This window comes from Pseudomonas sp. Xaverov 83 (assembly GCF_019352905.1).
In the GTDB taxonomy this organism is placed as follows: Bacteria; Pseudomonadota; Gammaproteobacteria; order Pseudomonadales; family Pseudomonadaceae; genus Aquipseudomonas; species Aquipseudomonas yamanorum.
Genome location: NZ_JAAAFU010000002.1, coordinates 109583 through 124769 on the forward strand (window position 1 = coordinate 109583; position 15187 = coordinate 124769).

Below are 15187 nucleotides of genomic sequence, written 5' to 3' on the forward strand. Positions count from 1 at the left end.
ATTTCAAATTGAAATAAGGTCAAATGTGGGGGCTGGCTTGCCTGCGATAGCGGTGTGCCAGTTGAGATACCTGTAACTGACACACCGCTATCGCAGGCAAGCCAGCTCCCACATATTGAGTGCATTTCAAGTCAGGGTTTGGTGGACCCGGGCAAAGCCTTCGCGGATTTTGTCTTCCGGCAACTCGTCGGCAATAAACACAATCACACTTTCCCGCGTCTCGCTTTCGGCCCATTCGGTATCCCAATCAAACCCGTAGAGCTTCAGCACGCCCTGGAACACCATGCGCCGGTCTTCCCCGGCAATGTTCAGCACGCCCTTGTAGCGCAGCAATTGCTTGCCGTGGTCTTCCAGCAGCTCGTTCATGAACTCGCTGAGCTTGTCGATATCCAGCGGCTGGTCGGTGCGCAGCACCAGGCTGGAAATCCGGTCGATGGACGGCGCCTGGCTCACCGGGCGCAGATTCATGCCGGCGTTGAGGTTGAAGCCGCGCACATCCAGCAGTTCGGCGAGGTCGATCTTGCCGTGTTCCACCACGCGAATCGGTGCCCGACGGTTAATGCGGGTCAGGCGCTCGCTGAGGGCGTCAAAAGTGGCGTCGTCCACCAGATCACGCTTGCTCACCAGTAGGCGGTCGGCAAAACCGATCTGCGCCTGGGCGATGGTCTGGGTCAGGTGGTGCTCGGCGTGGGCCGCGTCCACCAGGGTAATGATGCCGTCGAGGATGTAGCGCTCGCGCAGCTCTTCATCAATGAAAAAGGTCTGGGCCACCGGGGCCGGGTCGGCCAGGCCGGTGCATTCAATCACCAGGCGATCGAAGGCGATTTCGCCACTGTCCAGGCGCTCCAGCAGCAGGTACAGGGCCTTGGTCAGGTCGGTATGGATGGTGCAGCACACGCAGCCATTGGACAGGGTCATGACTTGCACCGGCTCGGTGCCCAGCAGTTGGGTGTCGATACCGGCGTCGCTGAATTCGTTTTCGATCACGGCGATTTTCAAGCCGTGCTCGGCCTTGAGCAGGTGGCGCAACAAGGTGGTCTTGCCAGCGCCGAGAAAGCCGCTGAGGACGGTGACGGGAATGGGAGAGGACAAAGACAGTTCTCCTTAATAACTGAAGGAACACAAAACAAATGTGGGAGCGGGCTTGCTCGCGAAGGCGGCGTGTCAGTCAGCACATACCTCACTGAAAGACCGCCTTCGCGAGCAAGCCCGCTCCCACAAGGGATCACCGCAACCCGTACTTACCGGGCTAGCAGCACTTGGGCCCACCCTTGCCGCCGTAACGGGCTTCCTGGCGTTCCCGGAAGAACGCCTTGTATTCCATCATCGGCTTGTCCGGGTGTTTGGTTTGCATATGCTCGACGTAAGTGTCGTAGTCGGGCATGCCGACCATCAGGCGTGCGGCCTGACCGAGGTATTTACCGAGGCGACTGATGTCATTGAACATGATTGCAATCCTCTATCAAGCGTCCGGGATGGCCTGGAATGGCGCTTCTTTATCCGTACGTTCCTTTTTGCCCCAGGCGGCGATGCCGACCTTGAGCGCATAGAACAGGATGCTGAAGACCACAAACAGGAACAGCGCCGTCAGCGTTGCGTTGGTGTAGGCGTTCCAGATCACGTGTTGCATCTGGTCGATGCTCTTGGCCGGTGCGAGGATCTGGCCGGCGGCCAGGGCATCGCTGTACTTCTTGGCCAGGGACAGGAAGCCGATCGCCGGGTTGGCGTCGAACAACTTGATGAAGCCTGCGGTCACGGTGCAGATCAGCAGCCAGACAGCCGGCAGCATGGTCACCCAGATGTAGCGCTGGCGTTTCATTTTGATCAGCACAACGGTGGCGAGCATCAGCGCGATACCGGCCAGCATCTGGTTGGAGATACCGAACAGCGGCCACAAGGTGTTGATGCCGCCCAGTGGGTCGATCACGCCTTGGTACAGCAGGTAACCCCACATCGCCACACAACCTGCGGTAGCGATCAGGTTAGCGGTCCAGGACTCGGTACGCTTAAGGGCCGGTACGAAGGAGCCAAGCAGATCCTGAAGCATGAAGCGACCGGCACGGGTACCGGCGTCGACTGCGGTCAGGATGAAGAGCGCTTCAAACAGGATCGCAAAGTGGTACCAGAACGCCATGGTGTTTTCACCCGGCAGGACACTGTGCAGGATCTGCGCGATACCGACCGCCAGGGTCGGCGCACCACCGGCACGGGCCAGGATGGTGGACTCACCAATGTCATGCGCCACCGCCTGCAACGCTTCCGGCGTAATTGCAAAACCCCAGCTGCTGACAGTTTGCGCAACGGTCACCACGTCAGCACCGACAATGGCGGCCGGACTGTTCATGGCAAAGTACACCCCTGGCTCGATCACCGAAGCAGCAACCATCGCCATGATGGCCACGAACGACTCCATCAACATGCCGCCGTAGCCGATGTAACGGGCGTGCCCTTCACTGGCCAGCAACTTGGGCGTGGTGCCCGAGGAGATCAGCGCGTGGAAACCCGATACCGCGCCACAGGCGATGGTAATGAACAGGAACGGGAACAGGCCGCCCTTCCACACCGGGCCAGTGCCATCGATGAACTGGGTCAGCGCCGGCATTTTCAGGTCGGGCATGGTCACCAGGATGCCAATCGCCAACGCGATGATGGTGCCGATTTTCAGGAAAGTAGACAGGTAGTCACGTGGCGCAAGGATCAGCCACACCGGCAACACGGCAGCCACAAAGCCATAACCCACCAGCATCCAGGTGATCTGGATGCCGGTGAAGCTGAAGGCCTTGGCCCATACCGGGTCCGCGGCAATCTGCCCGCCCAGCCAGATCGAGCCCAGCAGCAACAGCACGCCGACAATCGAGATTTCGCCGATGCGGCCCGGGCGGATGTAGCGCATGTAGATGCCCATGAACATCGCGATCGGGATGGTCGCCATCACGGTGAAGATGCCCCACGGGCTTTCGGCCAGGGCCTTGACCACGATCAGCGCCAGCACCGCGAGGATGATGATCATGATCAGGAAGCAGCCGAACAGCGCGATGGTCCCGGGCACACGGCCCATTTCTTCGCGGACCATGTCCCCCAGGGAACGGCCGTTGCGCCGGGTGGACAGGAACAGGACCATGAAGTCCTGCACCGCCCCCGCCAGCACCACGCCGGCGATCAGCCACAAGGTGCCGGGCAGGTAACCCATCTGCGCGGCCAGTACCGGGCCGACCAACGGCCCTGCGCCAGCGATTGCCGCAAAGTGGTGACCGAAAAGGATGTGTTTGTTGGTCGGCACATAGTCCAGACCGTCGTTGTTGAGCACAGCGGGGGTCGCCCGCAGTGGATCAAGCTGCATCACATGATTAGCGATGAACAGACTGTAGTAACGGTAAGCAACCAGATAAATGGCCACTGCTGCGACCACAATCCACAAGGCGTTGATCGCCTCGCCGCGGCGCAAGGCCACTACGCCCAGGGCGCACGCTCCTACGATTGCCAGCAGCAGCCAGGGTAGATGGCGTAGCAGGCTATTATTATTTTTCATTTTTATATTCCAGCCAGGGTGGACAGAAAGACAGCCATCCCGAGTTTAGCGCTACTGGCCTTAAAGGCCACCCCCCTACGTTGGTCTAGAGCCTTGCCGGGGCGAAAAAAGCAGAAAAAAATGCCCAATGATGGCGCACGGCTACAATTCTTTTATCCACAGAGGGTTTCACCATGAGCGAACAGCCTTCCGACCGACGCCGTTTCCGACGCATCGCCTTCGATGCCAAGACCGAGCTCACGCAAGACGGCCATGCCTGGTCGGTGCAATTGGTAGATTTGTCGCTCAAGGGCTTGCTGGTGCAACGGCCGCAAGACTGGCACGGCCATCGCTACGAATCATTCGACGTAGACATTCATCTGGACGCCGAGACCAACGTGAAGATGCAGGTGCGGCAGACCCATGATGATCATGGGCAGCTCGGCTTTGTGTGCGAGCACATCGACCTCGACTCCATCAGCCACCTGCGGCGGATAATCGAGCTGAACCTCGGCGATCAGGCAGAGCTGGAGCGGGAATTCGCGGCCTTGCTGGAGATCTGAAAATGTGAGAGCTGGCTTGCCTGCGATGGCGGTGTGTCAGTTTGCATATCAATCAGCTGATACGCCGCCATCGCGGGCAAGCCCGGCTCCCACAGGGGGTGATGTGTGGCTGGCGACTATTCGAACAGGGCATCCAGCGCCTGCTCCAGGCGCGTCACCCCGATCACTTGCAGCCCCGGCGGCATTTCTTTCGGCGCATTGCCCTTGGGCACGATGGCGCGCTTGAAGCCGTGCTTGGCCGCTTCCTTCAGACGCTCCTGGCCGCTGGGCACCGGGCGCACTTCACCCGACAGGCCCACTTCGCCGAACACCAGCAAGTCGTGGGGCAACGGCCGGTTGCGCAGGCTGGACATCACTGCCGCCATTAATGCCAAGTCAGACGCGGTTTCCAACACCTTGACCCCGCCCACCACGTTGAGGAACACGTCCTGGTCATGGGTAGGAATGCCGCCGTGACGGTGCAATACCGCCAGCAACATCGCCAGCCGGTTCTGATCCAGGCCCAGGGTGACGCGGCGCGGGTTGGCCAGGTGGCTGTCATCCACCAGCGCCTGCACTTCCACCAGCATCGGGCGGGTGCCTTCCCACGTTGCCATCACCACACTGCCCGGGACTTCTTCCTGGGCACGGGTAAGAAAAATCGCCGACGGGTTGGAGACTTCTTTCAAGCCCCGGTCAGTCATGGCGAACACACCCAGCTCGTTGACCGCGCCAAAACGGTTCTTCACCGCCCGCAACAAACGCAACCGCCCATCGGACTCGCCTTCGAAATACAGCACGGTGTCGACCATGTGTTCCAACACCCGCGGGCCGGCCAGCGCGCCTTCCTTGGTCACGTGGCCCACCAGGAAAATCGCCGTACCGCTCTGTTTTGCATAGCGCACCAGCAGCGCGGCACTTTCCCGCACCTGGGACACACCACCCGGAGCCGATTGCAGTTGTTCGGTGAAAATCGTCTGGATCGAGTCGATCACCATCACCTTGGGCTTTTCCAGGCGCGCGGTGGCGATGATGCTTTCGATGCAGGTTTCGGTCATCACCCGCAGTTGGTCCTGGGGCAGGCCCAGGCGGCGCGCACGCATGGCCACTTGCTGCTGGGATTCTTCACCGGTGACATACAGCGCCGGCATACGGCTGGCGATGCTGCACAGGGTTTGCAGCAGGATCGTGGATTTACCGATGCCCGGGTCACCGCCGATCAGCACCACCGAGCCATCCACCAGGCCGCCGCCCAGCACCCGGTCCAGTTCACCGGAAGCGGTGGAAAAACGCGGGATTTCTTCGACGCTGACTTCGGCCAGGGTCTTGATCTGGGTTTGTTGCCCGGTCCAGCCGGAACGGCCACTGGGGGCCACGGCGCCGCCGCTCTCGATCATGGTTTCGGTCAGGGTGTTCCACGCACCGCATTCCGTGCACTGGCCGGCCCACTTGGGAAAGGTCGCGCCGCACTCCGTGCAGCCATACATGCGCTTGGCCTTTGCCATTTGAGAACCTCCAACCGAAAAACCGCGATGATAGCTCAGCGCGGCGCCGGGGTACGGATTTCACCGCTGGCCAAACGTGAAGCACTGTTACCGATCGGGTCTTCGGCATTCAGATCGGCGCCCTTGGCTTTCAGTTCGTCCAGCAGTTCCACGCGTTTGAACAGCCCGGCATACATGGCCGCCGTTTGTCCGGCGCCGTTGCGCTGGTCGGGGTTGCAGTCGGTGGCCAGCAGGCGCTGGGCGATTTTCAGCTCCCCCTTGAAGATCGCACCCATCAAGGCGGTGTTGCCGCGCTTGTCTTGTACACAGGCGTCGGCACCGGCGGCGAGCAATCGGTCCACGTAGGCACTTTCGCCGTGATAGGCGGCGAGAATCAGCGCCGTGTAGCCTTTTTCATCCTGGGTGTTCAGCGAATAGCCGGAGTCGATGAACGTGTTGAGCATGTCCACATCGCCACGGCGGGCGGCATCGAAGTAATAATCCTGTAGCTGTGCCTGGACCGCCTGGGGGTCAGGCGACTCGGCATGGGCGGTGAGGGCCAGCAAAGCGGTGAATAACGCGATGTAGATACGCATGGGGTTTCTCCTGCCAGGGTGTCGGCGCCCGCTCGGGCGCCGACGGGGCCAATCAGTCAGTCAGCTTTTCAGCCAGCGCCTTGACGCGGGCCAGGTCACCCTTGGCGACTTTGGTCACACCGGTGCCGTACTCCGGATCCGCCTTGTAGAGGAACGACAGGATGATGTGCTTGCTTTCGTCATCGGTGGTGGCCAGGGAGCCGCCGAAGTTGTCGATCAAGTCCTGACGCTCTTTCTTGTTGAACGAGCGGTACAGGTCGCCGGCCTGCTTGAAGTTCTGCTCACGCTGAATCTTCGCTTGCTGGGTACTGCCCGACAGGGCCGACTGGCTGTAGCGCGCGGTTTGCGGCTCTTCCCGTGGCAGCAGGCGGCTTGGCTGGTAGTTCACGCCAGTGGTGGTCTTGCCGAAGTTCATCGCGCCGTCCTGATTACCGTTGTTGACGGTCACCCGGGGTGCGTTGATCGGCAGTTGCAGGGCGTTTGGCCCCAGGCGGTACATTTGCGTATCGGCATAGGAGAACACCCGGCCTTGCAGCAGGCGGTCTTCCGACGGCTCGATGCCCGGCACCAGGTTGGCCGGCGCCATGGCCACTTGCTCGGTTTCCTGGAAGACGTTGGCCGGGTTCCGGTTCAGCACCATTTGCCCGACTTTGCGCTCTGGCACGTTGGGCCAGATCTTGGTGGCGTCCAGCGGGTCAAAATCAAACTTGGCCAAGTCTTCAGGTTTAAGTACTTGCACATACAAGTCCCACTTGGGGAAGTCGCCCTTGTTAATGTGCGTGACCAAGTCATTGGTCATATGGCTGTAATCACGCCCTTGGACTTCAGTGACCTGTTTTGGATCAAGGTTCTTGATGCCTTGCAGGCTCTTCCAGTGGAACTTGACGTAGTGCACTTCGCCCTTGGCGTTAATCAACTTGTAGGCGTGTACACCGTTACCGTCCATTTCCCGGTAACTGGCCGGAGTACCGGAGTCCGAGTACAACTCGGTCAACGTACGAGTGGACTCCGGAACATGGGAGAAGAAGTCAAAGCGACGGGAATCGTCATCCAGGTTAGTGCGCGGGTCTGGTTTAAAGGCGTGAACCATGTCCGGGAACTTGATCGCATCGCGAATAAAGAACGTCGGGAAGTTATTACCGACCAAGTCCCAGTTACCTTCGGCGGTGTAGAACTTGGTGGCGAAGCCGCGTGGATCACGCAAGGTTTCCGGCGAATGGTTACCGTGAACGACCGCAGAAAACCGCACAAATACCGGCGTGGCTTCACCGGCGGCAAATACCTTGGCCTTGGTCAGGTCGCTGAGGTTGTCGGTGACAGTGAACGTACCGTGGGCGCCGGTGCCTCGGGCATGTACAACACGCTCCGGAATACGCTCACGATCAAAGCGCTGCAATTTCTGGATCAGTTGCACGTCTTGCAACAGGACCGGGCCATTGGCCCCGGCGGTTTGCGAATTCTGATTGTCGCCAACCGCTGCGCCATTATCGCGGGTGAGGTTGGCGGCGTGTACGGACAGCGAAAGAAGACTGGCGCTCACTACAAACAGCACCTGTCGCGCAGAAATAGGCCCGCGGCTAATAGGGTTTTTCATCGAGGTATCCTCTGGTTTTTTTAGTGCACATTGAGTTGTGCTTGCCAGAGGCTAGTGACCCGGGAGTCAGAAGATAAATAGAAAAGCCGTACCAACCCGATTAAGAAAATAGTGTGGTAACCCCCTGAAATAGCGGGTATTCCGCGCGCGATTGATGGCACTTTGCAAACTATTTGCGATTTAATGTGTCGATAAAAACGGACACTGTAAGCAGTTGTGTCGCGCAAGCCGCGCCACACTGTCTTACACTGGCTTCTACCTCCTCATCTGTAACAAGGAATAACCTATGGGCGTGTTAAGTGAGTTCAAGGCCTTCGCGGTCAAAGGTAATGTGGTCGACATGGCCGTCGGTATTATCATCGGCGCCGCCTTCGGCAAAATCGTTTCCTCCTTTGTAGGCGACGTGGTGATGCCCCCCATCGGCCTGTTGATCGGGGGAGTCGATTTTGGCGACTTGGCCGTGACGCTCAAGGCCGCCCAGAGCGATGCCCCTGCCGTGGTGCTGGCGTACGGCAAGTTCATCCAGAGCGTGATCGACTTTGTGATCGTTGCGTTTGCGATCTTCATGGGTGTGAAGGCCATCAACCGCCTGAAGCGCGAAGAGGCCGTGGCGCCCACCTTGCCGCCGGTTCCGACCAAGGAAGAAGAGCTGCTGGGGGAGATCCGCGATCTGCTCAAGGCACAGAACAGCAAGCCCGAGTAAGCTCGGCAAACAAAACAAAGGCGCCTTCAGGGCGCCTTTGTTTTACCAGTAGTTTTCTACCGCGACCTGGCCCGGGCGACGGGTCAGGCTCAGTTGCATGTCACGCTGTTTCAGCAACTGGCGCGTGTCGTCGATCATCTGCGGGTTGCCGCAAATCATCACTCTGGAATGCTCAGGGGTCAGCTCGATGCCTGCGGCGCGTTCCAATTCGCCGTTCTCGATCAGGGTGGTAATCCGCCCATTCAGCGCGCCCGGATGTTGCTCACGGGTCACGATAGGAATGTAGGTGAGCTTGTGGGCGTGCTCCGCCAGGTACTCTCGTTCGCCCAGCTCATGGATCAACGACTGGTAAGCCAACTCCCTTGCTTCGCGGGCGCTATAGACGAGGATGATCCGCTCGAATTTTTCCCACACCTCGAAGTCCTGCAGGATCGACAGAAACGGCGCAATTCCGGTCCCGGTGCCCAGCAGCCACAGATCGCGACCATCCACAAACCGGTCCAGAGTCAAAAAGCCCGTGGCCTGGCGTTCCACCAGCAGGGTATCGCCCTCGCGCAGGCGGCTGAGTTCACTGGTGAACTCGCCACCCGGCACGACGATAGAGAAGAAATCCAGGTGCTCGTCAAAGGGCGAGGACACCACTGAATAAGCACGCCACACAATGCTGCCATCGGCCTTGGTCACCCCCAGGCGCACGAATTGCCCGGCGCGAAAGCGAAAGCCCGGGTCTCGGGTAGTGCGCAGGGTAAACAGGCTGGGGGTCAGCGATTGCACGTCGAGCAAGGTCTGGCGGGTGTATTTTTCAGCACTGGCCGTCATGGGAAACTCCATTTGCAGAGGCCCCTAGTGTCCCTCAAAGCGCCTCCTGGAAACACCGATGGTTTGTGCTGGCATTGCCGCTGCGCCCATGGGCAACCGCTGGGCAGTACTAAATATTTGGCTATTAGCCTCCTTTCAACAAGCCATTAGATGACGGAACGCAATTAAATATTAACAAGCGGCATTCACAGCAAGTCGTTAAAAAAAATAGAAAAATCTTATCGAACACCTGCAACTTGTACACCGTAGTTAGTTTGTACAAATACTCCTCATCCACCACTCAGCCGAACATAACCAAATTTTCATTTCGAGCTACAGCCGTTGTCCTACACTATTTTTTCATGCCGTAAACGGGGGCCTTGGAAGTACCCCATGTAAAAAACATGCACATGGAGAGTTACCGATGGTCAACTGGCACAACACTCGCCTGCCCAAACTCGAAGGGGAAAGCGAAATAACCAGCATGTACGAAGCGGCCCTCAACCTTACCTACGAGCTTGGCTTCCAATACTGCGCATTCACCCTTAGTTCTCATCTACCCAACAACCAAACGAAAACCGTCAACCTAAACAACTATTCAAATGAGTGGAATACGCTGTACAGACAAGAGCACTACTTTGATTTCGACCCTGTGGTTGCACATTGCAAACGCTCGGTTCTACCGATCGTATGGGACGAGAAAACCTTTTCCTCGGTACCGGACTTATGGGCTCATGCCCAGTCCAACGGATTGAATTTCGGATGGACCCAATCGGTTCATGACTTCCAGGGTGTTTTCAGCATGTTGAGCCTGGGGCGCACCATCGGCCCAGTGGGCCCTGAAGAACTCTATGAAAAAGCCGGACAAGTACTCTGGATTTGCCACGCCATGCACGCGGTGGTGGCCAAAAAATATGCAGACAAGCCCAGTCCGCAAGCGCCCAGCAAATTGACCCCGCGTGAAACCGAAATCCTGCAATGGTCGGCCATGGGCAAGACCGCTTCGGACATCGCCACCATCCTGTGCCTGTCCGAACGCACGGTCGGCTTCCATATCAGCAGTGCGATGAAGAAGCTGGGAGTCAGTAACAAGATTGCCGCGGTGATCACGGCAGTAAAATGCGGGTTGTTTTAAACACCGCATGTAATCCAGGGGAAAAAAAAGTAACATTTGCGGCCAGTTCCGGGTGATGACGCGAGCCCCTGATGCGCCTCGCGTCGCCGCTCACCCCGATGGTTCGCTTACCCAGAGTCTCCCCCGCCATGCCCCTGCTCGACAGCCCCTTCGCCCAACTCGACCTGATCCGTCAGCCAGAACAGCACAACGACCCGCTGCAAGCGTTTGATGCAGCCGATGAGTATTTGCTCAGCTATCTGGCGGAACAACAGCCGACGCCTGCGACCCGCGTATTGGTGCTCAACGACAGTTTCGGCGCGCTGGCGGCCAGCCTCGAAGGGCATGTGCAGGTCACCTCCAGCGGTGACTCGTTCCTCGGCGCCCTGGGCCTGGAGAAAAATCTCGCGCGCAACGGCAAGGCTTTCGACGCGGTAACGCTCCTGCCCGCCAGCCAGACGCCGACCGGGCCGTTCGACCGTGTACTGATCCGCGTGCCGAAAACCCTGGCCCTGCTCGAAGAACAACTGATTCGCCTGCAAGGCCAACTGGCACCCGGCGCCGAGGTGATTGCCGGGGCGATGGTCAAGCACTTGCCACGGGCCGCCGGCGAATTGCTGGAGCGCTATGTCGGCCCGATGCACGCCTCACTGGCGGTAAAAAAGGCCCGCTTGCTGATCGCCACCCAGGCCGATCGGCCACACGCCGTATCGCCCTACCCTACGCGCTACCGCCTGGAAACCCCGGCCATCGAACTGCTCAACCACGCCAACGTGTTCTGCCGCGAAGGCCTCGACATCGGCACCCGAGCCTTCCTGCCGCACCTTCCGGCAAACCTGGGGGACGCCCGCGTGGCGGACCTTGGCTGCGGCAACGGCGTGTTGGCGATTGCCAGCGCACTGCAGAATCCGCAAGCGCAGTACACGTTGGTGGATGAGTCCTATATGGCCGTGCAATCGGCGGCCGAAAACTGGCGCGCTGCCCTGGGTGAACGCGAGGTGCTGGTTCGCCCCGGCGACGGACTGGCCGATCAAGAACCGCAATCACTGGAGGTGGTGCTGTGCAACCCGCCGTTCCACCAGCAGCAAGTGGTGGGTGATTTCCTCGCCTGGCGCATGTTCCAGCAGGCGCGGGAAGCGTTGGTAGTGGGCGGCGCCCTGTATATCGTCGGCAACCGTCACTTGGGTTATCACACCAAGTTGGCGCGGTTGTTCCGCGGCGTCGAGCAAGTGGCGACCACACCGAAGTTCGTGATTCTCAAGGCGCGCAAATAAAAAAGCCCTCCATAAAGGAGGGCAATAGTTACAACGGGATGTCAGTGGGTGGTCAGACCCGCGGCATTCATGAACATGCGCATCAGGCTGGCCACCACGAACAGGGCCAGGACGCTGCCGGTCCAGATCATCGCCAGCCAGCCCAAGCGCTGCCAGAGCGGCTTTTTCTCAGCCTGTTCAATGTCGTGCAACGAAGGTTTGCCGGACATGAGTCAATCCTCCTAGTGATAACCGTCTTCGTGGGTGACCTTGCCGCGGAACACGTAGTAGCTCCAGAAGGTGTAGCCCAGGATGAACGGGATGATGAACAGGGTGCCCACCAGCATGAAGCCCTGGCTTTGCGGCGGCGCGGCGGCGTCCCAGATCGATACCGATGGCGGGATGATATTCGGCCACAGGCTGATCCCCAGACCGCTGTAGCCGAGGAAGATCAGCACCAGCGTCAGCAGGAACGGCGTGTAGTGCGCATTGCGGGCCACGGCGCGAATCAGTCCGTACATGGTCACCAGTACCAGGATCGGCACCGGCAGGAACCAGAACAGGTTAGGCAGAGTGAACCAGCGCGACGCGATTTCCGGGTGGGCCAGCGGCGTCCAGAGGCTGACGATACCGATCACCGCCAGCACCACGAAGGCCAGGGGCCGCGCCAGGTTATGCATCTTCTCCTGCAAACTGCCTTCGGTCTTCATGATCAGCCAGGTGCAACCCAGCAGCGCATACGCCACGATCAGGGCCACGCCGCAGAACATCGTGAACGGCGTCAGCCAATCCAGTGAGCCACCGGCAAACTGGCGGTCGACCACCGGAATGCCATCAATGAACGCCCCCAGCGCTACGCCCTGGAAGAACGTCGCCGCCAGCGAGCCGCCGATGAAGGCCTTGTCCCACAAGTGACGCTTGTCGTCCTTGGCCTTGAAGCGGAATTCAAACGCCACGCCGCGAAAGATCAGCCCGATCAGCATCAGCATCAGTGGCAGGTACAGCGCCGAGAGCACCACCGAATAGGCCAGCGGGAACGCGCCAAACAACGCCGCGCCGCCGAGTACCAGCCAGGTTTCGTTGCCGTCCCACACGGGGGCGACGGTGTTCATCATCACGTCACGGTCGGTCTTGCCCGGGATGAACGGGAAGAGAATGCCGATCCCCAGGTCAAAGCCGTCCATGACCACGTACATCATGATGCCGAAGATGATGATCACGGCCCAGATCAGCGGAAGATCAATACCCATGGCTCAGTTCCCCTTGTTCAAGGTGTCGCCGTGATCGGCATCGGCACTATCATCAGCCGCCGACAACGGACGGGCCGGTGTGCGTTTCTGCCCAGGGCCACCGAGAGTAGGCTCGGTGCTTTCGTGGGTCACAGGCCCTTTGCGCACCAGGCGCATCATGTAGCCCAGGCCCGCGCCGAACAGCGCGAAATACACCACCACAAACAACACCAACGTGATGCTCATCTGCGCAAAGCTGTGATTGGACGAAGCGTCCGCGGTGCGCATCAGCCCGTAGACCACCCACGGCTGTCGGCCGATTTCGGTGGTGAACCAACCGGCGAGAATCGCGATCAGGCCGGACGGGCCCATCCACAGCGCCAGGTACAGGAACGGCTTGGACGTGTACATCTTGTCGCCCTTGCGCAGCCAGAGGCTGAACAGGCCGGTAAAGATCATCAGGAAGCCCAGGCCCACCATGACCCGGAACGACCAGAACACGATGGTCGAGTTGGGACGGTCCTCAGGCGGGAACTCCTTGAGGGCCGGCACCTGCTTGTCCAGGGAGTGAGTCAGGATCAGGCTGCCCAGGTACGGGATTTCCACCGCGAACTTGGTTTTTTCAGCCTTCATGTCCGGCCAGCCGAACAGGATCAGCGGCGTGGGCTCGTTGCCGATATTTTCCCAGTGGCCTTCAATCGCGGCGATCTTCGCCGGCTGATGCTTGAGGGTATTCAGGCCGTGGAAGTCACCGATGACCGCCTGGATCGGCGCGACAATCAGCGCCATCCACATCGCCATCGACAGCATGGTGCGGATCGCCGGGTTGTCCTTGCCGCGCAGCAAGTGCCAGGCCGCCGAAGAACCGACGAAGAACGCGGTCGCGACGAAGGCTGCCGTGGCCATGTGCATCAGGCGGTAAGGGAACGACGGGTTGAAAATCACGGCCAGCCAGTCGGTAGGAATCACCCGGCCATCAATGATTTCAAAACCCTGTGGTGTCTGCATCCAGCTGTTGGAGGCGAGAATCCAGAAGGTCGAGATCAGCGTGCCGACGGCCACCATCACCGTGGCAAAGAAGTGCAGCTTGCGCCCGACCTTGTTCCAGCCGAACAGCATGACCCCCAGGAAACCGGCTTCGAGGAAGAACGCCGTGAGTACTTCATAGGTCAGCAACGGCCCGGTGACAGCGCCGGCGAAGTCCGAGAAGCGGCTCCAGTTGGTGCCGAACTGATAGGCCATCACCAGACCGGAGACCACGCCCATGCCGAAGTTGACGGCAAAGATCTTCGACCAGAAATGGTAGAGGTCACGGTAGGTGTCGTTGTGGGTCTTGAGCCACAGGCCTTCCAGCACCGCAAGGTAACTGGCCAGGCCGATGGTGATGGCCGGGAACAGGATATGGAATGAGATGGTGAACGCGAATTGAATTCGGGCGAGATCTAGCGCCTCCAAACCGAACATAAGTCTTCCTCTGTCAGGTAATACCGAATGCTGGCTGGAGGCCTGCACCCACTGCCCCCACGGATATGGAGTGTGGCGAATTCAAATTCGTTTCTTTTTATAACCAACCACGCAGGGATTCTGGCCTTGCGGCCGCCAGAGCAATCCCGGCGAAGGTTTTGATCTGGATCAAGCATTGCTGAAAGAGTAGTCCCATTTTCGAGAGAGCAAGGCGTGGTCTTTTGCCGCGTGACAGGTTGCCTCAGTGGTCACTGGGCGTTGGCTTTGGTGAGATTGAGCGTGCTTTGGGTGTATATCCGTTATCTGGGTAACGGCCGCCTATGGTTCCGCTCTTACAGCGGCTCACTTTTGAAGAGCGCAAAAGTAAGCAAAACGCTCTTGCCCCACCACTCGGCACCTCGCCTAGGCTCGGTGTGCCCTCACTCCGGCTTTGGACCGTGGGCCGCCGTCATGGGCCATCCTTGGCCCAGGACGGCTAACCCGGCGTCCTGCCGGGTTACCCACGCTCCAAAGCCTGCGTTTGGCCAGCGTGGTTTAACGGGGCGCCTAAGATCAAGATCAAAAGCAGATCAAAAGCACAGCGGCCTACCGGCCGGCTTGAGTGTTTTAGAGCAAAAACCAAATCAAAATCTAAAGCGGGCACGGTCAACTGTGGGAGCTGGCTTGCCTGCGATGGCATCAACTGGGTGTACATGATGTACCGAGTTGTCTGCATCGCAGGCAAGCCAGCTCCCACAGAAAAGCAAAGCTGCGTCAGCTTCAGATTTGGCTTTCGCTCTGGCTTTTGATCTGGCTTTTAACACTCAAGCCGGCCGGTAGGCCGCTGTGCTTTTGCTTTTGATTTTGATCTGACTGCCCCAATAAGCCCGAGGCCGAACGCAGGTATTGCGGAGCGGGTAAAC

General features: G+C 59.2%; 14 protein-coding genes. 4 read left to right on the forward strand and 10 right to left on the reverse strand.

The window, feature by feature from the left end:
• Positions 1-126: 126 nt before the first annotated feature.
• From yjiA to K0H47_RS00670, 3 genes are all read right to left on the reverse strand, one after another.
• On the reverse strand, positions 127-1092 hold the full coding sequence (gene yjiA / locus K0H47_RS00660; protein WP_063027004.1) for a GTPase: 966 nt from the start codon (positions 1090-1092) through the stop codon (positions 127-129).
• 157 nt (positions 1093-1249) lie between these two features.
• On the reverse strand, positions 1250-1447 hold the full coding sequence (locus K0H47_RS00665) for a YbdD/YjiX family protein (protein ID WP_219271730.1): 198 nt from the start codon (positions 1445-1447) through the stop codon (positions 1250-1252).
• 15 nt (positions 1448-1462) lie between these two features.
• The gene (locus K0H47_RS00670) at positions 1463-3529 is read right to left on the reverse strand and encodes a carbon starvation CstA family protein (RefSeq protein WP_063027003.1); all 2067 of its coding nucleotides are present in this window, start codon (positions 3527-3529) and stop codon (positions 1463-1465) included.
• A gap of 173 nt (positions 3530-3702) precedes the next feature.
• On the opposite strand from K0H47_RS00670, the gene K0H47_RS00675 reads away from it, so the two are divergent.
• Positions 3703-4071: a PilZ domain-containing protein gene (locus K0H47_RS00675; RefSeq protein ID WP_219271732.1), complete on the forward strand. Its 369-nt coding sequence runs from the start codon at positions 3703-3705 to the stop codon at positions 4069-4071.
• A gap of 116 nt (positions 4072-4187) precedes the next feature.
• On the opposite strand, the gene radA is transcribed toward K0H47_RS00675, so the two are convergent.
• Genes radA through katB form a run of 3 tightly spaced genes read right to left on the reverse strand, consistent with a single transcriptional unit; the run spans position 4188 to position 7724 of the window.
• Positions 4188-5555 carry a DNA repair protein RadA gene (gene radA, locus K0H47_RS00680; RefSeq protein WP_003215821.1) on the reverse strand — a complete coding sequence of 456 codons (1368 nt, stop codon included), beginning with the start codon at positions 5553-5555 and terminating at the stop codon, positions 4188-4190.
• A 35-nt stretch (positions 5556-5590) separates the two neighbouring features.
• Complete coding sequence (locus K0H47_RS00685; RefSeq protein WP_177070193.1) at positions 5591-6130, reverse strand: ankyrin repeat domain-containing protein; 540 nt, start codon at positions 6128-6130, stop codon at positions 5591-5593.
• Positions 6131-6182: 52 nt separating this feature from the next.
• Complete coding sequence (katB, locus tag K0H47_RS00690) at positions 6183-7724, reverse strand: catalase KatB (RefSeq protein ID WP_017477839.1); 1542 nt, start codon at positions 7722-7724, stop codon at positions 6183-6185.
• A gap of 286 nt (positions 7725-8010) precedes the next feature.
• Here katB and mscL point away from each other — a divergent pair, with 286 nt between their 5' ends.
• Positions 8011-8427 carry a large-conductance mechanosensitive channel protein MscL gene (mscL, locus tag K0H47_RS00695; protein WP_219271734.1) on the forward strand — a complete coding sequence of 139 codons (417 nt, stop codon included), beginning with the start codon at positions 8011-8013 and terminating at the stop codon, positions 8425-8427.
• A 42-nt stretch (positions 8428-8469) separates the two neighbouring features.
• On the opposite strand, the gene K0H47_RS00700 is transcribed toward mscL, so the two are convergent.
• Positions 8470-9246 carry a ferredoxin--NADP reductase gene (locus K0H47_RS00700; protein ID WP_063026998.1) on the reverse strand — a complete coding sequence of 259 codons (777 nt, stop codon included), beginning with the start codon at positions 9244-9246 and terminating at the stop codon, positions 8470-8472.
• Positions 9247-9649: 403 nt separating this feature from the next.
• Here K0H47_RS00700 and K0H47_RS00705 point away from each other — a divergent pair, with 403 nt between their 5' ends.
• Positions 9650-10360 carry a LuxR family transcriptional regulator gene (locus K0H47_RS00705; protein WP_063026996.1) on the forward strand — a complete coding sequence of 237 codons (711 nt, stop codon included), beginning with the start codon at positions 9650-9652 and terminating at the stop codon, positions 10358-10360.
• A 128-nt stretch (positions 10361-10488) separates the two neighbouring features.
• A complete protein-coding gene (locus K0H47_RS00710) occupies positions 10489-11613 on the forward strand; it encodes a methyltransferase (RefSeq protein WP_063026994.1) in 1125 nt (374 codons plus the stop codon).
• A 41-nt stretch (positions 11614-11654) separates the two neighbouring features.
• Here K0H47_RS00710 and K0H47_RS00715 read toward each other — a convergent pair whose 3' ends face one another.
• From K0H47_RS00715 to K0H47_RS00725, 3 genes are read right to left on the reverse strand one after another with little or no spacing between them, the layout of a single operon-like run.
• Positions 11655-11822, reverse strand: a complete 168-nt coding sequence (locus K0H47_RS00715; protein ID WP_003215809.1) for a DUF2474 domain-containing protein — start codon at positions 11820-11822, stop codon at positions 11655-11657.
• 12 nt (positions 11823-11834) lie between these two features.
• The gene (gene cydB / locus K0H47_RS00720) at positions 11835-12842 is read right to left on the reverse strand and encodes a cytochrome d ubiquinol oxidase subunit II (RefSeq protein ID WP_008432810.1); all 1008 of its coding nucleotides are present in this window, start codon (positions 12840-12842) and stop codon (positions 11835-11837) included.
• Between the two features lie 3 nt (positions 12843-12845).
• Positions 12846-14285 (reverse strand): cytochrome ubiquinol oxidase subunit I, encoded by a 1440-nt coding sequence (locus K0H47_RS00725; protein ID WP_219271736.1) that lies wholly within the window; start codon positions 14283-14285, stop codon positions 12846-12848.
• Positions 14286-15187 lie beyond the last annotated feature (902 nt).

Coding starts and splice junctions, on each gene's coding strand:
- K0H47_RS00665 (WP_219271730.1), bottom strand. CDS start 1,447: ATGTTCAATGACATCAGTCGCCTCGGTAAATACCTCGGTCAGGCCGCA.
- K0H47_RS00670 (WP_063027003.1), bottom strand. CDS start 3,529: ATGAAAAATAATAATAGCCTGCTACGCCATCTACCCTGGCTGCTGCTG.
- K0H47_RS00675 (WP_219271732.1), top strand. CDS start 3,703: ATGAGCGAACAGCCTTCCGACCGACGCCGTTTCCGACGCATCGCCTTC.
- radA (WP_003215821.1), bottom strand. CDS start 5,555: ATGGCAAAGGCCAAGCGCATGTATGGCTGCACGGAGTGCGGCGCGACC.
- K0H47_RS00685 (WP_177070193.1), bottom strand. CDS start 6,130: ATGCGTATCTACATCGCGTTATTCACCGCTTTGCTGGCCCTCACCGCC.
- katB (WP_017477839.1), bottom strand. CDS start 7,724: ATGAAAAACCCTATTAGCCGCGGGCCTATTTCTGCGCGACAGGTGCTG.
- mscL (WP_219271734.1), top strand. CDS start 8,011: ATGGGCGTGTTAAGTGAGTTCAAGGCCTTCGCGGTCAAAGGTAATGTG.
- K0H47_RS00700 (WP_063026998.1), bottom strand. CDS start 9,246: ATGACGGCCAGTGCTGAAAAATACACCCGCCAGACCTTGCTCGACGTG.
- K0H47_RS00705 (WP_063026996.1), top strand. CDS start 9,650: ATGGTCAACTGGCACAACACTCGCCTGCCCAAACTCGAAGGGGAAAGC.
- K0H47_RS00710 (WP_063026994.1), top strand. CDS start 10,489: ATGCCCCTGCTCGACAGCCCCTTCGCCCAACTCGACCTGATCCGTCAG.
- K0H47_RS00715 (WP_003215809.1), bottom strand. CDS start 11,822: ATGTCCGGCAAACCTTCGTTGCACGACATTGAACAGGCTGAGAAAAAG.
- cydB (WP_008432810.1), bottom strand. CDS start 12,842: ATGGGTATTGATCTTCCGCTGATCTGGGCCGTGATCATCATCTTCGGC.
- K0H47_RS00725 (WP_219271736.1), bottom strand. CDS start 14,285: ATGTTCGGTTTGGAGGCGCTAGATCTCGCCCGAATTCAATTCGCGTTC.